20 protein-coding genes are annotated in these 20,486 nt (G+C 70.0%); 12 read left to right on the top strand and 8 right to left on the bottom strand.

What is annotated here, in order from left to right; genetic code table 11:
• Positions 1-238: 238 nt before the first annotated feature.
• Complete coding sequence (locus ABTU82_RS14750) at positions 239-991, bottom strand: PspA/IM30 family protein (RefSeq protein WP_116647478.1); 753 nt, start codon at positions 989-991, stop codon at positions 239-241.
• A gap of 87 nt (positions 992-1,078) precedes the next feature.
• A complete protein-coding gene (locus tag ABTU82_RS14745) occupies positions 1,079-3,175 on the bottom strand; it encodes a TPM domain-containing protein (RefSeq protein WP_407173958.1) in 2,097 nt (698 codons plus the stop codon).
• A gap of 102 nt (positions 3,176-3,277) precedes the next feature.
• Here ABTU82_RS14745 and ABTU82_RS14740 point away from each other — a divergent pair, with 102 nt between their 5' ends.
• The 4 genes from ABTU82_RS14740 (at position 3,278) to ABTU82_RS14725 (ending at position 7,248) form a co-directional block, all read left to right on the top strand.
• Entirely contained in the window at positions 3,278-4,114 is an 837-nt protein-coding gene (locus tag ABTU82_RS14740; RefSeq protein WP_121150185.1) for a DUF3097 family protein, read from the top strand.
• A 58-nt stretch (positions 4,115-4,172) separates the two neighbouring features.
• Entirely contained in the window at positions 4,173-4,913 is a 741-nt protein-coding gene (gene trmB / locus ABTU82_RS14735; protein ID WP_407173957.1) for a tRNA (guanosine(46)-N7)-methyltransferase TrmB, read from the top strand.
• Positions 4,910-5,788 (top strand): CPBP family intramembrane glutamic endopeptidase, encoded by an 879-nt coding sequence (locus ABTU82_RS14730; protein ID WP_116647474.1) that lies wholly within the window; start codon positions 4,910-4,912, stop codon positions 5,786-5,788. Before trmB ends, ABTU82_RS14730 begins: the two co-directional genes overlap by 4 nt.
• 155 nt (positions 5,789-5,943) lie before the next feature.
• Positions 5,944-7,248 carry a threonine/serine exporter family protein gene (locus ABTU82_RS14725; RefSeq protein ID WP_407173956.1) on the top strand — a complete coding sequence of 435 codons (1,305 nt, stop codon included), beginning with the start codon at positions 5,944-5,946 and terminating at the stop codon, positions 7,246-7,248.
• A 3-nt stretch (positions 7,249-7,251) separates the two neighbouring features.
• Here the strand turns inward: ABTU82_RS14725 and ABTU82_RS14720 are convergent, their stop codons facing one another.
• Positions 7,252-8,250 (bottom strand): magnesium and cobalt transport protein CorA, encoded by a 999-nt coding sequence (locus ABTU82_RS14720; protein WP_116647472.1) that lies wholly within the window; start codon positions 8,248-8,250, stop codon positions 7,252-7,254.
• 251 nt (positions 8,251-8,501) lie between these two features.
• Between ABTU82_RS14720 and ABTU82_RS14715 the strand changes: the two genes are divergently transcribed.
• From ABTU82_RS14715 to ABTU82_RS14705, 3 genes are all read left to right on the top strand, one after another.
• Positions 8,502-9,359 (top strand): phosphatase PAP2 family protein, encoded by an 858-nt coding sequence (locus ABTU82_RS14715; protein ID WP_116647471.1) that lies wholly within the window; start codon positions 8,502-8,504, stop codon positions 9,357-9,359.
• Positions 9,360-9,445: 86 nt separating this feature from the next.
• On the top strand, positions 9,446-10,624 hold the full coding sequence (locus tag ABTU82_RS14710; RefSeq protein ID WP_407173955.1) for a sensor histidine kinase: 1,179 nt from the start codon (positions 9,446-9,448) through the stop codon (positions 10,622-10,624).
• 155 nt (positions 10,625-10,779) lie between these two features.
• Entirely contained in the window at positions 10,780-14,031 is a 3,252-nt protein-coding gene (locus ABTU82_RS14705; RefSeq protein WP_407173954.1) for a lamin tail domain-containing protein, read from the top strand.
• A 107-nt stretch (positions 14,032-14,138) separates the two neighbouring features.
• Here the strand turns inward: ABTU82_RS14705 and ABTU82_RS14700 are convergent, their stop codons facing one another.
• On the bottom strand, positions 14,139-14,480 hold the full coding sequence (locus tag ABTU82_RS14700) for a DUF7882 family protein (RefSeq protein WP_116647468.1): 342 nt from the start codon (positions 14,478-14,480) through the stop codon (positions 14,139-14,141).
• Between the two features lie 170 nt (positions 14,481-14,650).
• Between ABTU82_RS14700 and ald the strand changes: the two genes are divergently transcribed.
• Positions 14,651-15,742 (top strand): alanine dehydrogenase, encoded by a 1,092-nt coding sequence (gene ald / locus ABTU82_RS14695; protein ID WP_407173953.1) that lies wholly within the window; start codon positions 14,651-14,653, stop codon positions 15,740-15,742.
• 7 nt (positions 15,743-15,749) lie between these two features.
• Here the strand turns inward: ald and ABTU82_RS14690 are convergent, their stop codons facing one another.
• Together ABTU82_RS14690 and ABTU82_RS14685 are read right to left on the bottom strand one after the other, a co-directional pair.
• Positions 15,750-16,985 (bottom strand): kynureninase, encoded by a 1,236-nt coding sequence (locus ABTU82_RS14690; RefSeq protein WP_407173952.1) that lies wholly within the window; start codon positions 16,983-16,985, stop codon positions 15,750-15,752.
• Between the two features lie 25 nt (positions 16,986-17,010).
• Complete coding sequence (locus tag ABTU82_RS14685; protein WP_407173951.1) at positions 17,011-17,661, bottom strand: pyridoxal 5'-phosphate synthase; 651 nt, start codon at positions 17,659-17,661, stop codon at positions 17,011-17,013.
• A gap of 77 nt (positions 17,662-17,738) precedes the next feature.
• Here ABTU82_RS14685 and ABTU82_RS14680 point away from each other — a divergent pair, with 77 nt between their 5' ends.
• Positions 17,739-18,278 (top strand): YaeQ family protein, encoded by a 540-nt coding sequence (locus tag ABTU82_RS14680; protein ID WP_116647465.1) that lies wholly within the window; start codon positions 17,739-17,741, stop codon positions 18,276-18,278.
• 3 nt (positions 18,279-18,281) lie between these two features.
• Here ABTU82_RS14680 and ABTU82_RS14675 read toward each other — a convergent pair whose 3' ends face one another.
• Complete coding sequence (locus tag ABTU82_RS14675; protein WP_116647464.1) at positions 18,282-18,845, bottom strand: ribonuclease H family protein; 564 nt, start codon at positions 18,843-18,845, stop codon at positions 18,282-18,284.
• Positions 18,846-18,947: 102 nt separating this feature from the next.
• Here ABTU82_RS14675 and ABTU82_RS14670 point away from each other — a divergent pair, with 102 nt between their 5' ends.
• Both ABTU82_RS14670 and ABTU82_RS14665 read left to right on the top strand, forming a co-directional pair.
• Complete coding sequence (locus tag ABTU82_RS14670) at positions 18,948-19,163, top strand: hypothetical protein (protein WP_407173950.1); 216 nt, start codon at positions 18,948-18,950, stop codon at positions 19,161-19,163.
• Between the two features lie 125 nt (positions 19,164-19,288).
• Entirely contained in the window at positions 19,289-19,795 is a 507-nt protein-coding gene (locus ABTU82_RS14665) for a cytochrome C5 (protein WP_407173949.1), read from the top strand.
• A gap of 52 nt (positions 19,796-19,847) precedes the next feature.
• Here ABTU82_RS14665 and ABTU82_RS14660 read toward each other — a convergent pair whose 3' ends face one another.
• A complete protein-coding gene (locus tag ABTU82_RS14660; RefSeq protein WP_407173948.1) occupies positions 19,848-20,039 on the bottom strand; it encodes a hypothetical protein in 192 nt (63 codons plus the stop codon).
• A 154-nt stretch (positions 20,040-20,193) separates the two neighbouring features.
• Between ABTU82_RS14660 and ABTU82_RS14655 the strand changes: the two genes are divergently transcribed.
• Entirely contained in the window at positions 20,194-20,403 is a 210-nt protein-coding gene (locus ABTU82_RS14655) for a DUF1653 domain-containing protein (RefSeq protein WP_116647460.1), read from the top strand.
• Positions 20,404-20,486 lie beyond the last annotated feature (83 nt).

Below are 20,486 nucleotides of genomic sequence, written 5' to 3'. Positions count from 1 at the left end.
CGACCGGTCCGGGCGGGTGCCTCGGCGACCGGTCCGGGCGGGTGCCTCGGCGACCGGTCCGGGCGGGTGCCTCGGCGACCAGTCCGGTTCCTGAGCTTGTCGAAGGGTCCGGGCTGGTACCTGACCGACCGGTCCGGGCCGGTGCCTCGGCGACCAGTCCGGTCCCTGAGCTTGTCGAAGGGTCCGGGCTGGGAACGCGAAAGGGGCGCCGCCGAAGCGACGCCCCTTTCGGTATGGCTCAGACCGCGTCGGGGCTGGGCGCGTCGATCGCGGCCCGCTGGGGTCCGCCCGACTTCAGCATGGCGAGGCGTGCCTCGACCTCGGTGAGCTCGCCGACGTCTTCGAGCTGGTTGAACTGCGCGTCGATGCTGGATGCTGCGAGCTCCTGCTTGCCCGCGGCGAGTGCCTCTTCGCGGCGGATCTTGTCTTCGAACCGTCCGAGCTCGCTCGTCGGGTCGAGCACGTCGACCGACTTCACGGCGTCGTGCACGCGGTTCTGCGCCTCGGCGACCTTCGAGCGGGCCAGCAGCTCGCTGCGCTTGGAGCGCAGCTGCTCGAGCTTGCCCTTCATGCCGTTGAGGCCGTCCTTGAGCTTGTCGACGACCTCGGTCTGCGACGCGATGGTCGGAGCCGCCGACTTCGCCTCGTTCTCGGCCGAGATCTGACGCTGCAGGGCGATCTTGGCCAGGTTGTCGAACTTGTCGGCCTCGGCCGGGTTCGTGGGGCGCACCTCGTCGGCGCGCTTCGACGCGGCCAGGGCCTTGTTGCCCCACTCGGCCGCGGCCTGGACGTCTTCCTGGTGGTCGCGCTCGAGGAGGCGGAGGTTGCCGATGGTCTCGGCGATCGCCGACTCGGCATCGTGGATCGAGTTCGTGTAGTCGCGCACGAGCTGGTCGAGCATCTTCTGCGGGTCTTCTGCCTGATCGATCAGCGAGTTGACGTTCGCGCGGATGAGGGTGGAGATGCGACCGAAGATGGACTGCTTGGCCATCGGGGTTCCTTCCTGTTGACGTCTGTTCCGAGTGTGTCGGTGGATGCTACGAGTTGCCTGTGACGCGCCGGTGCGGCGAGGGCGGCATCAGAAGCGCCCGCCGCCGCGTCGCGAGCGCGAACCGCCGCCGCCGAAGCTGCCGGAGCGGCGCCCGCCGCCACCGAAGCCGCTGCGACCGCTGGAGCGCGATCCGCCGCCGCCGAACGAGTCGAAGCCGCCGCCATAGCTGCGCGGCGACCGTCCGCCGCCCGAGATCGCGCTGCTGACGATGCCGCCGAGCAGGGCTCCCATGAAGCTCGCCCCGGCGCCGCCTCCGCCGCCGCCGCCGAACATGTCATTCGACGAGGAGAAGCCGCCGACGTCGGTGCGGGCGTACTGCACGGCCTGTCCGGCGAGGCTGTTCGCGCGCTGCGCTTCGCCGAGCGCCTGCTCCGGGTCGACGCCCTGCAGCTGCTGCGCGCGGGTGAGAGCCGCGCCCGCCTCGGCCAGACGCGTGCGCGCCTCGGATCCGACGGCGCCGCGACGGGCCGCGATGAAGTTCTCGGCCGCCGAGACCTGGGCCTGCGCCTGGGCGAGCTCGGAACCGAGCTGCTGCGCCACGCGCTGCGACCGGGCCGCAGCATCCCTCACCGACTGCACGAGTTCGTCGATGCGCTGGTCGGTCGCCTGCAGGGTCTGAAGCGTGTGCAGCGGTCGGCGCCGGGTGCCGGCCAGCTCCGCCCGCGCGGCGTCGAGATCGCCGCGGGTGACGTCGATCACGGCGGCGACACGTCCGTCGGGGTCGGGCAGCGTCATCGCCGTACGGACGTCTTGTTCGATGCCCTCGATGACCGCCGCGGCCTGTCGGTCTCCGGCTGCGAGGTCGGTGGCGAGCGTGTCGATCGCGGTCTCGAGCACGACGGCCTGACCGACGGCCTCCTCGGCCGCGCGGATGCCGACGGCCGCTTCACCCGTCTCGCCGGCGTCGAGCGCGGTCTGCGCCGCCGTCAGCTGCTCGTCGGCGAACGCGATGCGCGCGCGGGCCTGGTCGACGTTGTCGTCGACGGTCTCGAGCGCCTCCGGTGCGTACGAGCCCTGCAGCGCCGACAGCGCGGCTGCGGCCTCGTCGATCGCCGAGGCTGCGGCGGTGCGTGCATCGCGCGCCCGAACGAGGGCGGCGGGGGCGTCGGCTTCGAGTTTCCGCAGCTCGTCGAACGCGTCCGCCTTCTCATCGAGGCCCTGGTTCGCGTCGGCGCAGAGCTGGATGATCTGCGTGTTCCACGCCCGCACCTGCTCCTCGGTGTCGGGCACGTCGTCGTCGAGCTGCTGCTGCAGGGTGAACGCCTGGCCCAGCTTGTCGCGCGCGGACTGCAGGGCCGCGGCGAACTCGGTGGTGGCGGCCTCGCCGAACTGCGCCGCGGCGAAGCCGAGCTCCTGCTCGCTGGTGCGGATGGCGTCGTCGGTGTCGATGAGGGCGGATGCTGCCTGCCGCCGCAGCTCCTCGGTCGGAACCGGCGGCGGGCCCGGCGCGACGCCGGGGGGAGTGGTGACATTCTTCCGGCGGGAGCGGATCACGAAAACGGCGATCACGGCGATGACGACGACGATCACGATGATGAGGAGCGCGAAGGTCAGGATGTTGCTGATCGAGTTCTCTGTTCCCATCAGCGGATCGTCGCTGGTGCCGCCGGACCCCGCCTGGTCAGCTTCCTCGAGCCCCTCGGCCGTCGCGTCGACGGCCCCGGCCCAGTCGTCGGTCGCCAGCACGGGGAAGATGCGATCTTGTTCGATCGCGCCGAGCTGCTCGAACGAGATCGGCCCGGCCGAGTCTCCCGACAGGTAAACCTGGCGCGCGTCGACTGCGACGGCCAACAGGTACTGCGTCGGCCCGAGGCCGTTCTGCTCGGCCGTTTCCGTAGCCCACCCCCTTGCGTCGGAGGGGTTCGTGAACTCGTCGACGAAGACCACCCAGAGATCGAGTCCCGTGCTCGTGCGCAGCTGCTCGATCCGCGCCTGGGCGTCGAACTCCTGCTGCGGGCTGAGCGCGTCGACCTGGTCGTAGACGCGGGTCGACCCGAGCTCCACGGGCTCCGTCGCGGAGGCGGCGACGGCGGGGCCGCCGATCACGAGAGCCAGCGCGAGGGCGGCGGCGGCCGAGAGGCGCGCACGGAGGCGCACTCGTGGGAGGAGCGTCCGGACAGCCACGGGTCGAGTCTATGCACCGGCGGGCATGCACGATAGCGCCCGGCGTGCCCCGCCGCAGGGGCGGGGGAGCCGGTCTAGGCTCGGCCGGTCGGGAGGAGCAGCATGGACGATCGATATGGCGCAGACGTGCTCGCGAAGGGATGGCGCGACGCCGGCCGCAAGGTCGCCGCGCAGGTCGAAGCATCCCGTGACCTCGTCGTGGAGGTGGCGGCCGACGGATACGTGGGCGCCGTCGTGGGCATCGCCTCCAGCACGGTCGAACTCGAAGACCGTCACGGGCGCCGTCGCCTGTTCCCGCTGGGTTCGGGCTTTCTCGTCGACGGCGAGCCCGTCGTGCTGGTGGTTCCGAAGGCCGCGCCCACCGGAACCCGCCGCACCGCCTCGGGTTCGTTCGCCCCCGCCTCCGAGCGGGCGCGGGTGGCGCGGGCGAGTCGCATCCTCGTCGAGGGGCGTCACGACGCCGAGCTGGTCGAGAAGGTGTGGGGCGCCGACCTCCGCGCCGAAGGCGTCGTCGTCGAATACCTCCAGGGCGTGGATCTGCTCGACGACCTGCTCGACGCCGAGCCGCCGTCCGCAGAGCGGCGCTACGGGGTGCTCGTGGATCACCTCGTGAAGGGGTCGAAGGAGTCGCGCATCGCCGAGGCCGTCGCGCGCGGGAAGCACGGTGCGCACGTGCGCATCGTCGGCCACCCGTTCGTCGACGTCTGGCAGTGCGTCACGCCGCAGACGATGGGCATCGAGCGGTGGCCCGAGATCCCCCGCAGCGTCGAGTGGAAGGTCGGCATCTGCCGCGCCTTCGGCTGGCCCGCCGAAGACCAGGCCGACATCGCTCGCGCGTGGCAGCGCATCCTCGCCCGGGTCACGACCTTCCGCAATCTCGAGCCCGCCCTCCTCGGCCGCGTCGAGGAGCTCATCGACTTCGTCACCGTCGGCCCGTAGCGTCGCCGCCTGCTCGCGGCGCACCGGGCCGCCCGGCGCGCTCGCGTAGCCTGGGGGAATGCCCGAGCCCACTCCCGAGCCCACGTTCCGAGAGCGCCCGGTGTCGTTCGTCCGCCGCAGCGGCCGGATGTCCGACGGGCAGGAACGCGCGTGGGCCGCGTACTCCGACTTCTACCTGATCGATGTGCCGCGCGACGACGCGGTCACCAGCGTCCTCGCCGGATCGGCGGTCGAACCCGCCGTCGTGTGGGGCCGCGAGGCTCCCCTGATCGTCGAGATCGGCTCCGGTCAGGGCCACGCGATCATCCACGCCAGTTCGACCCGGCCTGACGTCGACTTCCTCGCCGTCGAGGTCTTCCGGGCAGGCCTCGCCCGCACCATGCTCGACGCCGCGCGCGAGGGAGTCGAGAACCTCCGCCTGGTGGAGGCGAACGCCCCCGAGGTTCTCGAGCACCTGCTCCCGGCGGCATCGATCGACGAACTGTGGATCTTCTTCCCCGACCCGTGGCACAAGTCCAAGCACAACAAGCGGCGCCTCATCGACGAGGAGTTCGCCGGGATCGCCGCGCGCGCCGTGAAAGACGGGGGGATGCTGCGCCTCGCCACCGACTGGGAGCACTACGCCCGCCAGATGCGTACCGTCCTCGACGCCTCGCCCGACTTCGAGCGCGCATTCGAGGGGGAGTGGGCCGAGAGGTTCGACGGCCGCATCCTCACCGCGTTCGAGCAGAAGGGTGCAAGGGTGGGCCGCAGCATCCGCGATCTCGCTTACCGACGCACCGGAGCCACCGAGCGATGAAGACCCCCGCCGCCGTCGCACCGACCACCGCCACCTGGACGTGGTCGCTCGCGCCCGCACTCCTGGTCTGCCTCGCCGCTCCCGCGTTCTTCGTCGTGCAGATCGCCTGGCTCGGCTGGATGCTGCTGGCCGCGGCGCTCATCGGAGCCTGGGTCGTCGACCGCCACCACGGCGTCGCCATCATGCCGTCTCGCCAGAGCGGGGTGGGCAAGGCGGCCCCGAGCCTGTTCCGCGACCTGTCGCTCATCGCGATCGGGCAGCTGATCGTCTCGGCCATCCCGTTGCACGCCGAGCTCGACAACCCCGCCTTCCTGCGCTTCACGCTGGCGCTCGGCGGCGCGGTGGTGGTGCCCTACGTCATCTCGCGCTTCGTCTACCGTGACTACGCGATTCGCTTCCCGTGGCGCGGCGGCGGACGGTGGTCGCGGGTGCAGTGGATCTGGCTCGTGGGCGTGCTCGCGCTCGGATGGCTGATCCTGCCGTTCTACTTCATCACCTCCGGCGTCTACCAGAACTGGCCCGTCGTGAACACGCCCGACCTCATCGCCCGGTTGTTCGTCGGGGTGGGCGCGGTCGGCATCTGGGACGAGCTCTTCTTCATCTGCACGGTGTTCGTGCTGCTTCGCCGGCACGCCGTGACCTGGCAGGCGAACGTGCTGCAGACCATCGTGTTCGTGGCCTTCCTCTGGGAGCTGGGCTACCAGGCGTGGGGCCCGGCATTGACGATCCCGTTCGCCCTGATCCAGGGCGTCGTGTTCCTCCGCACCCGGTCGCTCGCCTACGTCGTGACGGTGCATCTGCTGTTCGACGCGGTCGTCTTCTCGGTGCTCGTTCACGCCCACAACCCGGGCGCTCTCCCGATTTTCCTCGTCTGAGCGGGCAGTTTTTAGCCGCTGATCTGATAAATACTGGATCCTCACAGGGGCCGCGCGGTAGGCTTCGAAAGCCGTAATGTCGCGGGGCTTCCTGTCGTCACGGACGCCCTCGCGCGCACGGACCGCCGCAGTCTCCCTTTGCGAAAGGCCCCCGCGTGAGTGCACCCTCCACCGATGTGATCGAGACCATCGTCGAACCGGTACGGGTCGACGGCTCGAGAGTGCGTCGGTCGCGAGTGCACCGGATGCTGCGGCTCGCCGCCGCCGACCTGTTCCGCTCTCCTCGGGGTGCGGTCCCCGTCATCGAGCGCGGCATGTTCCGCCAGGTCTTCCTGCTGTGGGCGGTCGCGCGCGCGACGAGCCTCGGTCTGCTGTGGGGGGCCTACGAGCTCGCCCGGTCGCTCGGTTTCAGCCACGGCCCCGACGGCCAGCGCATCGGGACGTTCCTCGACTTCATCACCGAGTGGGATGCCGACCGTTACGGTCAGATCTCGCTCGAGGGCTATCCGGTCTCCCTCCCCATGAACGTGCAGGGCGACATCCTGCCGAACAACTGGGCGTTCCTCCCGGTCTTCCCGACGCTCGAGCGCATCTTCTCGCCGCTCGCGGGAGGGTCGTGGCAGCTCGCCGGCGTGGGCATCAGCATCCTGGCGACCCTCGGGGCCACCTGGGTGCTGTTCCTCCTGCTGCGCCGCACCACCACGCCGAAGGCCGCCTGGTGGGCCGTCGTCTTCTTCTCGTTCGCGCCGCTGTCGTTCGTGTACGTGCTGGGCTACGCCGAGTCGCTCCTCATGCTCCTGCTGTTCAGCGCCCTCCTGCTGATCCATCAGCGCCGGTATCTGGCTGTCGCACCCATCGGTGTCATCGCCGCGTTCACCCGCCCCGGCGCGCTCGCGATCGCGCTGGCGCTCGGCATCCTCTTCCTCGTGCGGTTCTTCCGTCGACGTGTCGACCCGTTCCCCCGCATCCAGGTGATCGGCATCCTCGTCTCCGGTGCGCTCTCGGCGGCGGCCGGTCTCATGTGGCCGGTCATCGCGCAGGCGGTCACCGGGACGCGCAACGCCTACATCCGCACCGAGACGGGCTGGTGGCTGCAGTCGGTCGGCAACGACGAGTTCATCCCGCTGACCCCCTGGTTCCGCCAGGCTGCCACGCACCTCGGCGTGATTGGGCCCATCCTGGTGATCGCGCTCATGGTCGGTTTCGCGATGCTGCTGTGGTCGCGCTCGGTGCGGCGCCTGGGCATCGTCATCGTCTCGTTCGCGTTCAGCTACGGTCTCTACCTGTTCGCGGTGTTCCTGCCGCAGCAGAGCACGTTCCGACTCATGGTGCCGCTGTCGCCTCTGCTCGGAGACGAGCGTCTGTCGAAGACGAAGAAGCGGCGCACCGCGATCATCGCGGGATGCATCGGGCTGCAGACGCTCTGCGTCTGGGTGCTCTGGACCGTCAACCACCCGTAGGGGTCAGAGCCAGCGCTTGCGGCGGAACACGATGTAGAGCGTGAGCGACGTCGCCGCCATGAGCGCGAGGGCGAGCGGATAGCCGAACTGCCAACTCAGCTCGGGCATCGATTCGAAGTTCATGCCGTAGATCCCGGCGACGAGGGTGGGTCCGAACAGGATCGCCGCCCAACCGGAGATCTTCTTCACCTGCTCACCCTGTTCGAGCGAGGTCTCGGTGAGGCGCTGGGTGACGAGGGTCGCATTGACGGTGAGGGCGTTCTCGAGCGTGGCCCGGAACCCCGAGAGCTTCTGGCAGACGACCAGCACGTGGTCGAGCACGTCTCGCAGAGACCGCTGCAGTTCGAGGTCGACGCGGTACTTCTCCGCGCCCCGCTGAAGGGACTCGAGCATGACGGCGAGCGGCTCCGAGGCGCGCTGGAACGCGATCACCTCGCGCGACAGATCGTAGATGCGTCGCGACAGGTTCGGTTCACCGGCGCCGAAGAGGGCGTCTTCGATCTCGTCGATGTCATTCTGCACGCCGGCCGCGACCGGCGAGTACTCGTCGACGACCTCGTCGAGGATCGCGTACAGCACCGCCTCCGGGCCGAGCGAGAGGAGCTCGGGCTGCTGCTCCAGTCTCCGCCGCACGCGTGCGAGGTCGGGTGAGTCGGCATGGCGGATGGTGACCACGAAGTCGCGGCCGACGAAGACGTGCAACTCGCCGAACTCGACCGTCTCCGTCGCATCGATGTAGCGCGCCGGTCGCAGCACCGCGAACAGGATGTCGCCGTACCGTTCGAGTTTGGCGCGCTGATGACCGGTCAGGGCGTCTTCGACGGCCAGGGGATGCAGGGAGAACTCCGCGGCGACCTTCTCGATCTCCTCGGGGGTCGGACGGAAAAGCCCGATCCACGCCATGCCGCCCTTGTCTCGCATGTACGCGAATGTCTGCTCGAGGCTCTCGGGGTTCTCGATGCGTTGACCGCTGACGTACACGGCGTTGTCGATGATGGGCACCGCACAAGTCTCGCCCAGTCCGGACGAGGCGGAGAACGTGCCTGCGCAATCCTCACGCGAGGGGCCCGAACCGGCGACCCGCGCGTACGGCGCAGCATCCGTTCCCGACGTAGGACATGGCGCAAACGCAGGCCGCCGTGGCGCGAATCGTCCTACGCCGGCGCCATCTCCTACGTCCGCACCGCCGTAGCCGACGGCCCGTCGACGGGCAACGGCACCTCCCGGTCCGCGCTGTGGGCCACAGTAGGGGGATGAAGCGCGAGCAGACCGAAGATCCGAGCGACAGCGCTCCTGGCGTCGAAGGGGAGCTGGCAGAGGATCGCTACGTCGGTGGTCGCGACCTCACGCATTGGCGAACCGGCGCGGGCGCCACCATCGAGCAGGTCGCTCGTCGAGTGGGGGAGCGGATCGGTCCCTACACCGCGCTCGTCATCACCCTCCTCGTGGGTCTTGCCCTGGTGGTGGCGCTGAGTGTGGCCGCGGTCGAGGTCTACGACGCCGTCGCGGACGGCGACGGCGTGGCCGGGGTCGACGAGCCGATGCTGCTGTTCATGATGACGTTGAGGAGCCCGGGACTCGATGTGGCGGTGACGGCCTTCACCGACATCGCCGGCACGATCGGTATGCCCGTCATCGCGGTGCTGGGCATGCTGGTGCTCGGTATCAAGAGAAGGTCGTGGACCCCGGTGGTCATCATCGCCGCGGCCGGGGCGGGTTCGCTGCTCATGACCATCGCCGGCAAGGGGCTGATCCAGCGAGAGCGTCCGCCGCTGGTCGACGCGGTGCCCCCGTTCGAGTACTCGCCCTCGTTCCCCAGCGGCCACACCCTCAACGCGGTCGCCGTCATCGGCGCGATCGCCTACCTGCTCGTGCTGCGGCGCACCTCCCGTGGAGCGCGGATCGCGATCATCACCGCGGCGGTCGCGTTCGACCTCCTCGTCGGCATGAGCCGCGTGTACCTCGGTCATCACTGGTTCACCGACGTGCTCGTCGGATGGATCCTCGGCGCGCTGTGGCTGGCGCTCGTGATCACCGCGCATCGCCTCTATCTGACGATCCGGCGCCAGCGTCACCCCTCCGTCGACGCCGTCCCCGTCGACCACGGCTAGGTCGATCGGTCCGATCGCGCTCCCGCGCCCATATGGTGGGGTGTCGAGCGGCGCATCCGGGCCGCGAGGATCGCGGTGGGGGAAACGTGAGCACAGTCCAGGAAGTGGCGCGGCGAGAAGCGATCGCCCAGTACCGCGTGGTCGGGGTTCCTCCCGAGCCCGATCTCGAAGGTCTCGTGCAGCTCGCAGCGCGCGTGTGTGGAGTGTCCACCGCGGTGATCAACATCCTCGACGACCGCCTGCAGCACCAGATCGCCGCCGTCGGCGTGCAGGCGTCGGTCTGCAGTCGCGACGACTCCATGTGCACGGTGGTGTTCCAACAGCCCGGGCACATCGTGGTCCCGGACGCCCGCGAGGACGAGAGGTTCGCTCGCAATCCCTTCGTCACCGGCGAGATCGCCTCCGTGCGTTTCTACGCCTCGAGCCCGCTCATCACGCCGGACGGAACCGCGATCGGAACGCTGTGCGTCTTCGACGAGCAGCCCGGTGATCTCAGCCCCGAAGACAGCCGCGCGCTCGAGCTCCTCGCACACCAGGTCGTCGACGTGCTCGAGCTGCGCCGCATCACCCGCGAGCTCGGTCAATCGAACGAGCAGCTCGAGAACTTCGCCAGTCAGGTCAGCCACGACCTGCGCAACCCGCTCACCGCGATCGCCGGGTTCATCGAACTGGCCGCCGACAGCCCCGAGCTCGCGAACGCCCCGCAGGCCGCCCGTGCCCTCGCCCGTGCCGAGTCGGCCGCGGCGCGCATGGATTCGATGATCGCCGATCTGCTGGCCTACGCGAGGCTCGGCGGCCTGCAGCCTCGGCGCGACGAGGTCGAGTTCGACGAGGTGGTGCGCGGTGTGCTCGACGACCTCGACTCCGCGCTGACGGAGGCTCGTGCGACCGTGTCGGTCGACGCCGCGGTCGTGGTCATCGGTGACGAGACTCTGCTTCGGGTGCTCGTGCAGAACCTGGTGGCCAACGCGGTGAAGTTCAGCAGCGCCGCCGGTGTCGAGCCGCGTGTCGAGGTGCGCGCCCACGGGCTCACCGGCGGGTGGCGCCTCACCGTGGACGACAACGGTCCGGGTGTGCCCGTCGAGCAGCGCGAGCGCGTGTTCGAACTCATGGAACGCGGGACGGCTCAGGAGGTGCCCGGTCTCGGCGTCGGGCTGTCGACGTGCCGCCGGATCGTGGAGGCGCACGGCGGACGCATCGGCATCGACGCGTCGCCCGCCGGCGGCGCGAGCATCTGGATCGTGCTGCCCGACAGCGTCGACTGACGCGGGGGAGCGGATGCTGCGGGGGTCCGCCGCAACCGTCCGGCAGGCGGACGCCGCCGTCGGCGTCCATCCGTCGTCCACCTCCTGTCTGTGTGCGCGTCACCTCGAGGTGGTGGGTTGGACGTGACCCGATCACGTCTTTCCCGAGGAGACCCATGTCCCGCCTTTCCCGCGGGCTCGCGGCCGCCGCCGTGTGCGCCCTGAGCGCCGCCGCGATCGTCTCGTTGCCCGCCGCCGCCATCGCTGCCGAACCCGGGGTCCGCATCTCGGAGGTCGAATCGTCGGGCGGTGTGCCGGGCGATTGGATCGAGTTCCACAACCCCACGGACGCGGCGATCGTGCTCGACGGCTTCGTCGTGAAGGACGACAAGGACGCCAGCTCCTACGTCTTCCCCACGGGGACGACGCTCGCCCCGAATGCGTTCCTCGTGATCGACGAGCTTCTCTCCTCCGGCGAGGGCGACTTCGACTTCGGCCTCGGCGGTGCCGACAAGGTGCGTCTGTTCGACACCACCGGAGCGCTCGTCGACGAGCGTTCGTGGACCGCGCACGGCGCCACCACGTGGGGAGTGCGCGAGGGGGCAAGCCCCGACTGGCAGAGCACGAGCGCTGCGACGAAGGGGGAACCGAACGCGTTCGCGCCGACCGAACCCGAGACGCCGTCGGAACCGGCGGGGCCCGCCGGTGTCGTGCTGAACGAGATCATCTACGACGAGATCTCGGGGTACTCCGACCGGGTGGAGCTCTTCAACGGGGGACAGAGCGCGGTCGATCTGACCGGCTGGACGATGTCGGACGACAAGCGCGACCGGTTCGGCGCGGTGCCGTCCGGAACGGTGCTCGCGCCGGGCGGGTTCGTCGTGCTCGTGACCGACGTGGACTTCGCTTTCGGCCTCGGCAAGAGCGACGAGGTCGTGCTGTACGACGCGTCGAAGACCGTCGTCGACAGTCACCCCTACACGAACACGGCTCCGCTCGCGGTCTTCGCACGCTGCCCCGACGGGTCGGGAGCCTGGGCCGCCGCGACGAAGGCGACACCGGGCGGGGCGAACGTCTGCGATCCGCTGACCGTGCCCGGCAGCGTCGTCATCAACGAGGTGGACTCTCAGCCGGCGGACTGGGTGGAGCTCTACAACCCGGGCACCGAGCCCTTCGACATCTCGGGCTTCGAGATCCGAGACAACTCCGACGATCACCGCTGGCAGTTCCGGCCCGGCACCTCCATCGCTGCCGGAGAGCACCTCGTCGTCGACGAAGCGAGCATCGGCCTCGTCGCGGGTATCGAGACGCGATTCAGCGACCCGATCGGGATTGGGAAGGCCGACCGCATCCGTCTGTTCGACACCGCGGGCGCACTGGTCGACGACACGCTGCCCTGGACCGACCACGCCGCCGTCGACGGTGACGTCGCCGCGGCCACCTACGCACGCTGCCCCGACGGCGTCGGACCGTTCCGCCTCGCAGAGGCGACGCCCGGTGCGACCAACTCGTGCGTCATGCCCGATGTGAAGATCAACGAGATCGAATCGAATGGTGACGCCACCGACTGGGTGGAGGTCGTCAACACCGGCGCCACAACGGTCGATCTCTCGGGCTTCACGGTGATGGACAACGACCCCGCCGGTCATGCCGCCGAGACCACGCCGCTGCCGAACGGCACCGTGATCGAACCCGGCGCATTCTTCGTGTTCGACCAGCCGACGAACTTCTCGTTCGGACTCGGCAACGGAGATACCGTGACCGTTCGCGATGCGACCGGCAACACCGTCGACGAGCATGTCTACGGCGCGCACGCGGACGGCGTGTGGGCACGATGCGCCGACGGCGTCGGTGCCTTCGGCGATGTCGCGGTCTCGACCAAGGGCCTGCGCAACGCGTGCGGCAACCCCGTCCGCATCAACGAGGTGGAATCCGACGGCGGATCGCCCGACGACTGGGTGGAGCTGGTGAACCCCACGGGCGCGTCGCTCGACGTGTCGGGGATCATCGTGAAAGACGACGACGACACGCACGGATTCGCCATCCCCGCGGGAACGATGATCGCCCCACGCGGCTACCTCGTCATCGAGCGGGCCGACCTCGGCTTCGGCCTGGGCGGCGACGACGTCGTGCGACTGTTCGAAGGCGACGCGCTGATCGACGAGACGTCGTGGGGCGCGGATCACGCCGCCACCACCTGGGGCCGCTGCGCCGACACGACCGGCGCCTTCACGGTGACCGCCGAGTCGACGAAGGGCGCAGCCAACGTGTGCGCCGGCGAGGTGCCGGTGGGCGTCTGGCCCGGGTCGCCCGACGTCTCGGCGCTCGACGCCACGGCGACGTTCCTCGCCGACAGCTCCGGACTCGACACGCAGGTCACCGCAGGGGGCACCTTCCTGTGGGCGATCGACAACGGCACGGGAACGTTCTGGAAGCTCGACGTCGCCGCAGACGGCAGCACGTCGTTCGCCGACGGCTGGAAGGACGGCAAGCGCGCGCGCTTCCAGAAGGACGCCACGAACCCGTCGGCAGCAGGCCCCGACACCGAGGGCATCACGGTCGCGAACGACGGCTACGTGTACGTCGCCTCCGAGCGCGACAACAGCGCGAAGGGCGTCAACCAGAACGTCGTGCTCAAGCTCGACCCCGTCGCTCCCGGTCGAGACGTGGTGGCCACCCAGGAGTGGGACCTCACCGCTCTGCTCCCGGCGGTCGGTGCGAACCTCGGGATCGAAGCGGTCGAATGGGTCGCCGACACCGATCTGGCGGGCGCTCTCTACGACGACCGCACGAACGCCCCGTACGACTCGGCCCTCTACGCCGGTCACGGCGACGGCCTGTTCTTCGTCGCGGTCGAAGACACCGGCGACGTGTACGCCTTCGCGCTCGCCGCGAACGGCGTCGCCACGCTCGTCTCGACCATTGATCCGGGTATCGCGGGCGTCATGGCGCTCGACTACGACACCGCGCTGGGCGTGATGTGGGCGGTCTGCGACGACGGGTGCGAAGGTGCGTCGGCCCAGATCACGCTGAACGGCACGGCCGAGCCGGGTCTCGCCCGGTTCGCCCGACCGGCGAGCATGCCGAACCTCAACAACGAGGGCTTCGCGACGCTTCCGACTCCGCTGGTCGCGGGCCAGGATCGGCCGGCGTGGTGGTTCGCCGACGGCGTGACGTCGGGTGCGCTGCACCTCGGCAGCCTGCCCGCGGTCGCACCGACCGAGCCGACCGAACCGACCCCGAACCCCTCGGTCACGCCGAGCCCCGCGGTCTCGCAGAGTCCTTCCGCCTCGCCGGCCGCGGTCGCGGCGCACACTCTCCCGGCAACCGGCGGCACGGCGCCGGCGACCGCGGCGGCGGCGGGTCTTCTGCTGCTCCTGCTGGGTGGGGCGATCGTGCTCCTGCGGCGCCGGGCACGGATCGGCTAGTCGCCATCGCGCGAACGGATGCTGCGGCGTGGGCCGACAGCATCCGTTCGCGTTCTTCGGCGTAGCCTTCCCGCGGGCGCCGATCCTCCCGCGTGGAGGGCGATCGCTTAGGCCATCACCGCTGTCGTCCGACGCTCGACCGGCTGGTGCTCGAGGTCGTTGAGGTCGAAGACGAGCCCCCCGGTCGAGGCCGCCTGCATCGCCAATCCGCGGAGCAGGTCGGGATCGAGCAGCTCGGGTTCGGCGCTGGCGAACACGAAACGCAACGCGATCGACGGCTGGATCCACACCGTGGTGCGGCCGTCGACAGCGTCGTGCGGGTGCCGCCACGTCAGCGTGAAGCTCTCGCCCCGGCGTAGCTTCGCCGCGATGACGATCTTCACGTGCGCGAGCAGCCGGTCGGGCAGTTCGATCGGAGTCGCCCCGCCGCCGTAGAACAGATGTGCCATGTCGCGATGCCGTCCTTCTGTCGTGGGAGACAGGCGCGTCTGGGAGAAGGCCCCCCGCCTTGCACTTCTATCCGTAGCGGAGGCCGAATCGGATGGGCCCGGGGTGGTCCTTTGCCGAATCGGGCCGCGCAGCTGCGATGATCGCAGGACATCTCCCAGAAGGAGTACCCATGCGCATCGCCGTCCCGCTCGAGATCAAGAACAACGAGCGCCGTGTCGCTCTCACCCCCGCGGGCGCCGATGCGCTCATCCATCGCGGTCACCGGGTGATCGTGCAGGAGGGCGCGGGAGAGGGGAGCGGCTTCACCGATGCGCAGTACGAAGCCGTAGGCGCTGATGTCGTGGGCACGGCCGAGGAGACGTGGGGTCTCGCCGAGCTCGTGGTCAAGGTCAAAGAACCGATCGCGAGCGAGTACGGAAATTTCCGGCCCGATCTCACGCTGTTCACCTACCTGCACCTCGCTGCCGATCGCCCGCTGACCGACGCGCTCGTCGAGAGCGGCATCACCGCGGTGGCTTACGAGACGGTGCAGGCCCCCGACCGTTCGCTCCCTCTCCTCGCGCCGATGAGCGAGGTCGCGGGCCGGCTGTCGATCGTCGTGGGTGCCAACGCGCTCCTCGCCGCCCACGGTGGCCGGGGCGTCATGCTCGGCGGCATCCCGGGCACGCCGAAGGGCAAGGTCGTCGTCATCGGGGGTGGGGTCGCGGGCGAGCACGCCGCGGCCAACGCGCTCGGACTCGGCGCCGACGTGACGGTCGTCGACCTCTCCGTGCCCCGCCTGCGCGCGCTCGAGGCGCGCTTCGGAGGCGCCGTGCAGACACGGGCCTCGACCCGCTACGAGATCGGCCAGCAGGTCGCGGACGCCGACCTCGTCATCGGATCGGTGCTCGTGCCGGGCGCGGCGGCGCCGAAGCTCGTCACCGACGAGATGGTCGCGTCGATGAAGCCGGGTTCGGTGCTCGTCGACATCGCGATCGACCAGGGCGGATGCTTCGAAGGTTCCCGTCCGACGACCCACGACGCCCCGACGTTCCGCGTGCACGAATCGCTCTACTACTGCGTCGCGAACATGCCGGGCGCCGTGCCGTTCACCTCGACGCGGGCGCTCGGTAACGCGACCCTGCCCTACATCACGGCGATCGCCGACGCGGGGTGGGACGCCGCATCCGCCGCCGATCCCGCTCTCGCCGCCGGGCTCAACGTCCGTGCGGGCGAGGTGCGCAACGCGGGAGTGCGCGCCGCCTTCGGCCTCCGAGCGTAGCGAACGCTCAGTCGCGGAGGATGGCGGCGATCGCCGCGATTCCGCGCACCGTCTCGGCGTGCGTCGTGCTCAGGGGCGACAGGCCGATCCGGATGCCCTGGGGCCCGCGGAAGTCGGGGATCACCCCGTCGAGCCACAGCTGCTCGGTCACCGCGCGGAAGGACGGGTGGCCGAGCAGCACGTGCGATCCGCGGCGTGCGGCGTCGCGGTGGGTGAGCAGCTCGACACCTCGCTCCGCCAGAACCTCGTCGTAGGCGCGGATCGCGAGGGTCGTCAGCGAACGGCTCTTCTCCCGCACGGCGTCGACGCCGGCGCGGTCGAGCAGGTCGAGCATGCCCTGCATCGGCAGCATCCCCACGATCGGGGGCGTACCGCTCAAGAGCCGGCGCATGCCGGCCGCCGGACGGTAAGCGGGGCCCATGGCGAAGACGTCGGCCGCACCCATCCAGCCCTGGATCGGCTGCTCGATGCGGTGCTGCAGCTCTGCGCGCACGTAAGCGAACGCGGGCGCGCCGGGGCCACCGTTGAGGTACTTGTACGAGCAGCCCACCGCCAGATCGACGCCCCATTCGTCGAGTCGCATCGGCACGACTCCCGCGCTGTGGCAGACGTCCCACAGCATCATGGCGTCGGTATCGCGAACGAGGGCGGTGATCGCGGCCATGTCGGCGAGCGCGCCCGAACGGTAGTCGACGTGGCTCAGAACGACGAGCGCCGTACGGTCGGTGAGCGCGGCGGCGACGTCGGCGGGCATGACTCCGACGATCGGGTCGGGATCGAGCCAGTCGACGCTGAGGCCCTGGGCGGTGGCGAGAGCGTCGACGATGAAGCGGTCGGTGGGGAAGTTTCCTCGCTCGATGAGGATGCGACCGCCCGCCGGCACTCCGCGGAGTGCGGCGGCGACGAGCTTGTAGAGCAGCACGGTGGTCGAGTCGGCGACGACGGTCTGCCCGGCGGCTGCCCCGAGCGCGACGCGCCCGATACGGTCGCCCACGTCGAACGGACGCTGCATCCACCCCTCGTCCCACGAGCGGATGAGGCCCGTGCCCCATTCGCCGGCCACGAAACGCGAGATGCGCTCGGCCGTGCCGCGCACCGGGCGTCCGAGCGAGTTGCCGTCGAGGTAGGCGGCGACGCCGGCCGCGGGCTCGAACTCGTCGACGAACGCGGCGAGCGGATCTGCGGCGTCGAGCTCGTCGGCCGCGGCGAGGAGGGCGGCGGTCGTGTCGGTGACGGAGGTCATGCGCTCGATGCTACGCACGCGCGGGTCACGGCTGGAGGCGCTCTGCGCGCCAGCCGTGGCCGATCGCGACATACCGCAGCCGCCGATGCATGCGATCCCGGCTCCCGTGCCAGAACTCGACCGTGGCGGGCACGACGCGGTACGCGACCCAGTCGGACGGTCGCGGCACGTCGTCGCCGAAGCGGTCGAGCATGCCGTCGGCCTCCTCGATCAGTGCGGCGAGCGTCGACGCGTCGGCGAACGGCACCGATTGCTGCGCCACCGCGGTCGCCGCGCGCGATTTCGGCGAGCGGTCGGCGAACAGCGCGTCGGACTCCGCATCCGTCAGCGTCTCGATCCGGCCTTCGAATCGCAGCTGCTGCATCGTCTCGCGCCAGTACACCTGGAGCGCCGCATGCGGGTTCTCGCCGAGCTGCCGCCCCTTCGGGCTGCGGGTCGAGGAGCCGAAGACGAGACCGCGCTCGTCGATCCGCTTCACGTCGACCGTGCGCGCCGAGACGACCCCGTCGGCGGAGGCCGTCGCCAACGTCATCGACAGCGGCTCGCTCACTCCGCGCTCCCGGGCGTCGGCGAGCCAGCGCTGGGCGAGGGGGAGGGGCGCCGCGGGAGGAGCGTCGAACTCCTGCAGCTCGAGGGTCTCGTCGCCGGAGAGGGAGGGGCGATCGGCGTTCGTCATGACGCGACAGTACCCCTGCGGGTAGCGAGCCCTCTCGGGTCGGTGCGCAGCATCCGCACCCCGTAGGCTCGAGCGCTATGGCTACCGGCGCGACCATCCACACCTTCGACGTGCAGTTGGCCGACGTCGACCGCGGCGTCTACGACGAGCTCGCGCTCCGTGTCGCGCGGCATCCGTCCGAGACCGACGCCTACATGGTCACCCGTGTGCTGGCCTACTGCCTGGAGTTCGAGGAGGGCATCGCCTTCAGCGAGGGGCTGTCGTCGACGGAGGAGCCGGCCGTCGTCGTGCGCGACCTGACCGGCGCGCTGCAGGCGTGGATCGAGGTGGGGGCGCCGGATGCTGCGCGCCTGCACCACGGGAGCAAACTCGCCGAGCGCGTCGCCGTCTACACCCACCGCGATCCCGCGAAGGTCGCAGCCCCCTGGGCGGGGAAGAAGATCCACCGTGCCGACGCGCTGCGCCTGGTCAGTTTCGACCCCGGGTTCATCGACCGAGCCGTGACCGCCCTCAGTCGGCGCAACACCATGACCGTCTCGGTCACCGAACGTCAGCTCTACCTCGAGCTCAACGGCGAGACCTTCGACACCGCGATCCACGAGCGCGGCATCGAGTGACGGTCAGCGGCGCTTCGGCTTGTCTTCGGCGGAGCGTGGCGGCATCTCGCTGACGTCGAGCCGGTCTTGACCGGCGCGCGACGACCACTCGTGCGCGACTCCCTCGGCGGCGCGCAGCGAGGCGCGCACCGCGCGGTTGTCGGCCCATGAGTTGAGCAAGTGGCCGGCGTGACCGCGCACGTGCTCCAGCACGGCGGGGGGCAGGCCCGCCGCCTTCCGGGCGTCACGCGCCTCGATGAGCAGTTCGAGCAGTTCGCGGTTCTTCGTGGGAGCGCCGGTGGAGGTCTTCCAGCCGCGGCGGCGGTGACCGTCCATCCACGACTCGTAGGTGTCGATCGCATACTTCGAATCGGCCTGGATGCGCAGATGCGCAACGTCGGCGTGGTGCTGGAGCGCTCGCAGCAGCCCGAGCAGCTCGCCGATGTTGTTCGTGCCCTTCACAACCGAGCCCGCGGCCCACTCGCCGTCTTCGCCGACCCACGCCCAGCCGGCAGGTCCAGGGTTGCCCTTGCACGCCCCGTCTGTCGCGACGGTGTATTCGGACTCGGAAGCGGGGGAGACGGGCATTCCAGAAATCCTGTCACATCGAGCCGCCCGTGGAGTCGACCGGACGAGGCCTCTGCGACGCGTTCGTCAAGCCGGTTCAGTCGGGGCCGGAGGGATGCGACGGTGGGATCACGCCAGACGAAAGGACCCACCATGGCCGACGACGTGCAGCCGCAGAACGATGAGACGCCCGACACCGAGGAGCTCGAGGAGCCGAGCACCGAGAAGGCGCCGGGAGAAGAGCCCAAGGGCGGTACGACTCAGCCCGAAGCCGACCACGAGGCGGTCGGTATCGGTGTGGTCGGGGGCCCGCAGGTCGACGAAGACGCCGGGGAGTGACACGAGCGCTCTCCCGTATGCGCGTCAGTTTCTGAGGACTCCGCTGGAATCTCCTCAGAAGCTGCGCGGGGGAGCACGCCGACCGCTTCGGCGCGTCGCATCCGCTCGTGCGAAAGAATGCACTCATGACCTCGCCCTCGCTCGACGCCCTCCTCGACCGCATCTCAGAGAGCGGACTGCTCGACCAACCCGTCGCCGATAACGGCATCGTGCGCGGTCGCGCCAGCCTCGATGCCGCGGGCTCGGAGGTGACGGTCAACGTCGACCCCGAGCTCGAGGAGGAAGACGAGGGCGACGGCGACTCCCCGGATCTCGACGCGCTGGTCGACGGGGTCACCCGCACCCTCGCGATGAGCGAGACCCAGTGGCGCGCGGTCATCGATACCGTCGCCGACGAGATCGGCGACGGCGTCGCCGATGACGCGGTCGCCGAGCAGATCGATCTGCGCGACGACCTCGAGGCCACCTCGGTCGTCGTCTTCGCCGATGCGGTGCTGCTGCGTTTCACGGCGCGGCGTCAGTTCCCCGATTCGCGCATCCTGGTGCAGCTCGACAGCGAGCTGGAGGTCGAGACCGTCGAGGTCGAGGAGGACGCCGCCGATTTCGACGACCTCTCCGGCACCGACGAGTAGCTCGCATCGCAGATCGCACAGGTGCGGGCGAGCGGGCGCCGGTGAGGTCTCGTCAGAGGTTCGCGAGGAACGCCGTGCCGAAGACGAGAGCGGCGGCGGCGAGCATCAGTACTCCGGCTGTTGCGATGATGCCCAGGATCACGATGTTGCCCGCGATGGCGAGTATCCCCGCGCACCAGCGCGGCATCTCGCGGGCGTGGGCGGATCGCTTGTGCAGTATCGGGTTCGGAGCGGTGAGGGCCATGTCGTCGACGCTACGGAGGCGTACTTCGCGGGGCATCGGCCCGGAGGATCAGCGACGTACGCCGCAAGGATGATCTTCGGCGGGGATGGACGCCGATTGCTCGCGCGTCGCGGATAGCATCCACGTCGGAGCGCGATGAGGGAAGGAAACGCCGATGACGATCGAGCCGGGCATCTACGAGCACTTCAGGGGCCGTCGCTACGAGGTGGTGGGCGTTGGAGCGCATAGCGAGACCGAGGAGCCGTTCGTCTTCTACCGGGCGCTCTACGGCGACTACGGCTTCTGGGTGCGACCCGCTGTGATGTTCGCCGAGACGGTCGAGCGCGACGGGTACGTCGGCCCGCGGTTCTTCCGCGTCGCCTGAGTCGTCGGGGCGCGACCGAGAACGGTGCCCACGTCTTCGCGCACCGGCGCGTGAGGCTCCGCGCGCAAGGGTCTGTTTGTCGT

The organism is Microbacterium deferens, from assembly GCF_045517775.1.
Lineage (GTDB): Bacteria > Actinomycetota > Actinomycetes > Actinomycetales > Microbacteriaceae > Microbacterium.
The sequence above is the reverse complement of the archived record's forward strand: the minus strand, read 5'-3'. Positions and strand labels throughout refer to the sequence as shown.

Bases quoted from the DNA above. Each gene is read 5' to 3' on its own strand.
- ald (WP_407173953.1), top strand. From the start codon at position 14,651: ATGCGCATCGCCGTCCCGCTCGAGATCAAGAACAACGAGCGCCGTGTC.
- ABTU82_RS14730 (WP_116647474.1), top strand. From the start codon at position 4,910: ATGAAGACCCCCGCCGCCGTCGCACCGACCACCGCCACCTGGACGTGG.
- ABTU82_RS14700 (WP_116647468.1), bottom strand. From the start codon at position 14,480: ATGGCACATCTGTTCTACGGCGGCGGGGCGACTCCGATCGAACTGCCC.
- ABTU82_RS14665 (WP_407173949.1), top strand. From the start codon at position 19,289: ATGACCTCGCCCTCGCTCGACGCCCTCCTCGACCGCATCTCAGAGAGC.
- ABTU82_RS14750 (WP_116647478.1), bottom strand. From the start codon at position 991: ATGGCCAAGCAGTCCATCTTCGGTCGCATCTCCACCCTCATCCGCGCG.
- ABTU82_RS14685 (WP_407173951.1), bottom strand. From the start codon at position 17,661: ATGACGAACGCCGATCGCCCCTCCCTCTCCGGCGACGAGACCCTCGAG.
- ABTU82_RS14680 (WP_116647465.1), top strand. From the start codon at position 17,739: ATGGCTACCGGCGCGACCATCCACACCTTCGACGTGCAGTTGGCCGAC.
- trmB (WP_407173957.1), top strand. From the start codon at position 4,173: ATGCCCGAGCCCACTCCCGAGCCCACGTTCCGAGAGCGCCCGGTGTCG.
- ABTU82_RS14690 (WP_407173952.1), bottom strand. From the start codon at position 16,985: ATGACCTCCGTCACCGACACGACCGCCGCCCTCCTCGCCGCGGCCGAC.
- ABTU82_RS14740 (WP_121150185.1), top strand. From the start codon at position 3,278: ATGGACGATCGATATGGCGCAGACGTGCTCGCGAAGGGATGGCGCGAC.
- ABTU82_RS14705 (WP_407173954.1), top strand. From the start codon at position 10,780: ATGTCCCGCCTTTCCCGCGGGCTCGCGGCCGCCGCCGTGTGCGCCCTG.
- ABTU82_RS14660 (WP_407173948.1), bottom strand. From the start codon at position 20,039: ATGGCCCTCACCGCTCCGAACCCGATACTGCACAAGCGATCCGCCCAC.
- ABTU82_RS14655 (WP_116647460.1), top strand. From the start codon at position 20,194: ATGACGATCGAGCCGGGCATCTACGAGCACTTCAGGGGCCGTCGCTAC.
- ABTU82_RS14715 (WP_116647471.1), top strand. From the start codon at position 8,502: ATGAAGCGCGAGCAGACCGAAGATCCGAGCGACAGCGCTCCTGGCGTC.
- ABTU82_RS14675 (WP_116647464.1), bottom strand. From the start codon at position 18,845: ATGCCCGTCTCCCCCGCTTCCGAGTCCGAATACACCGTCGCGACAGAC.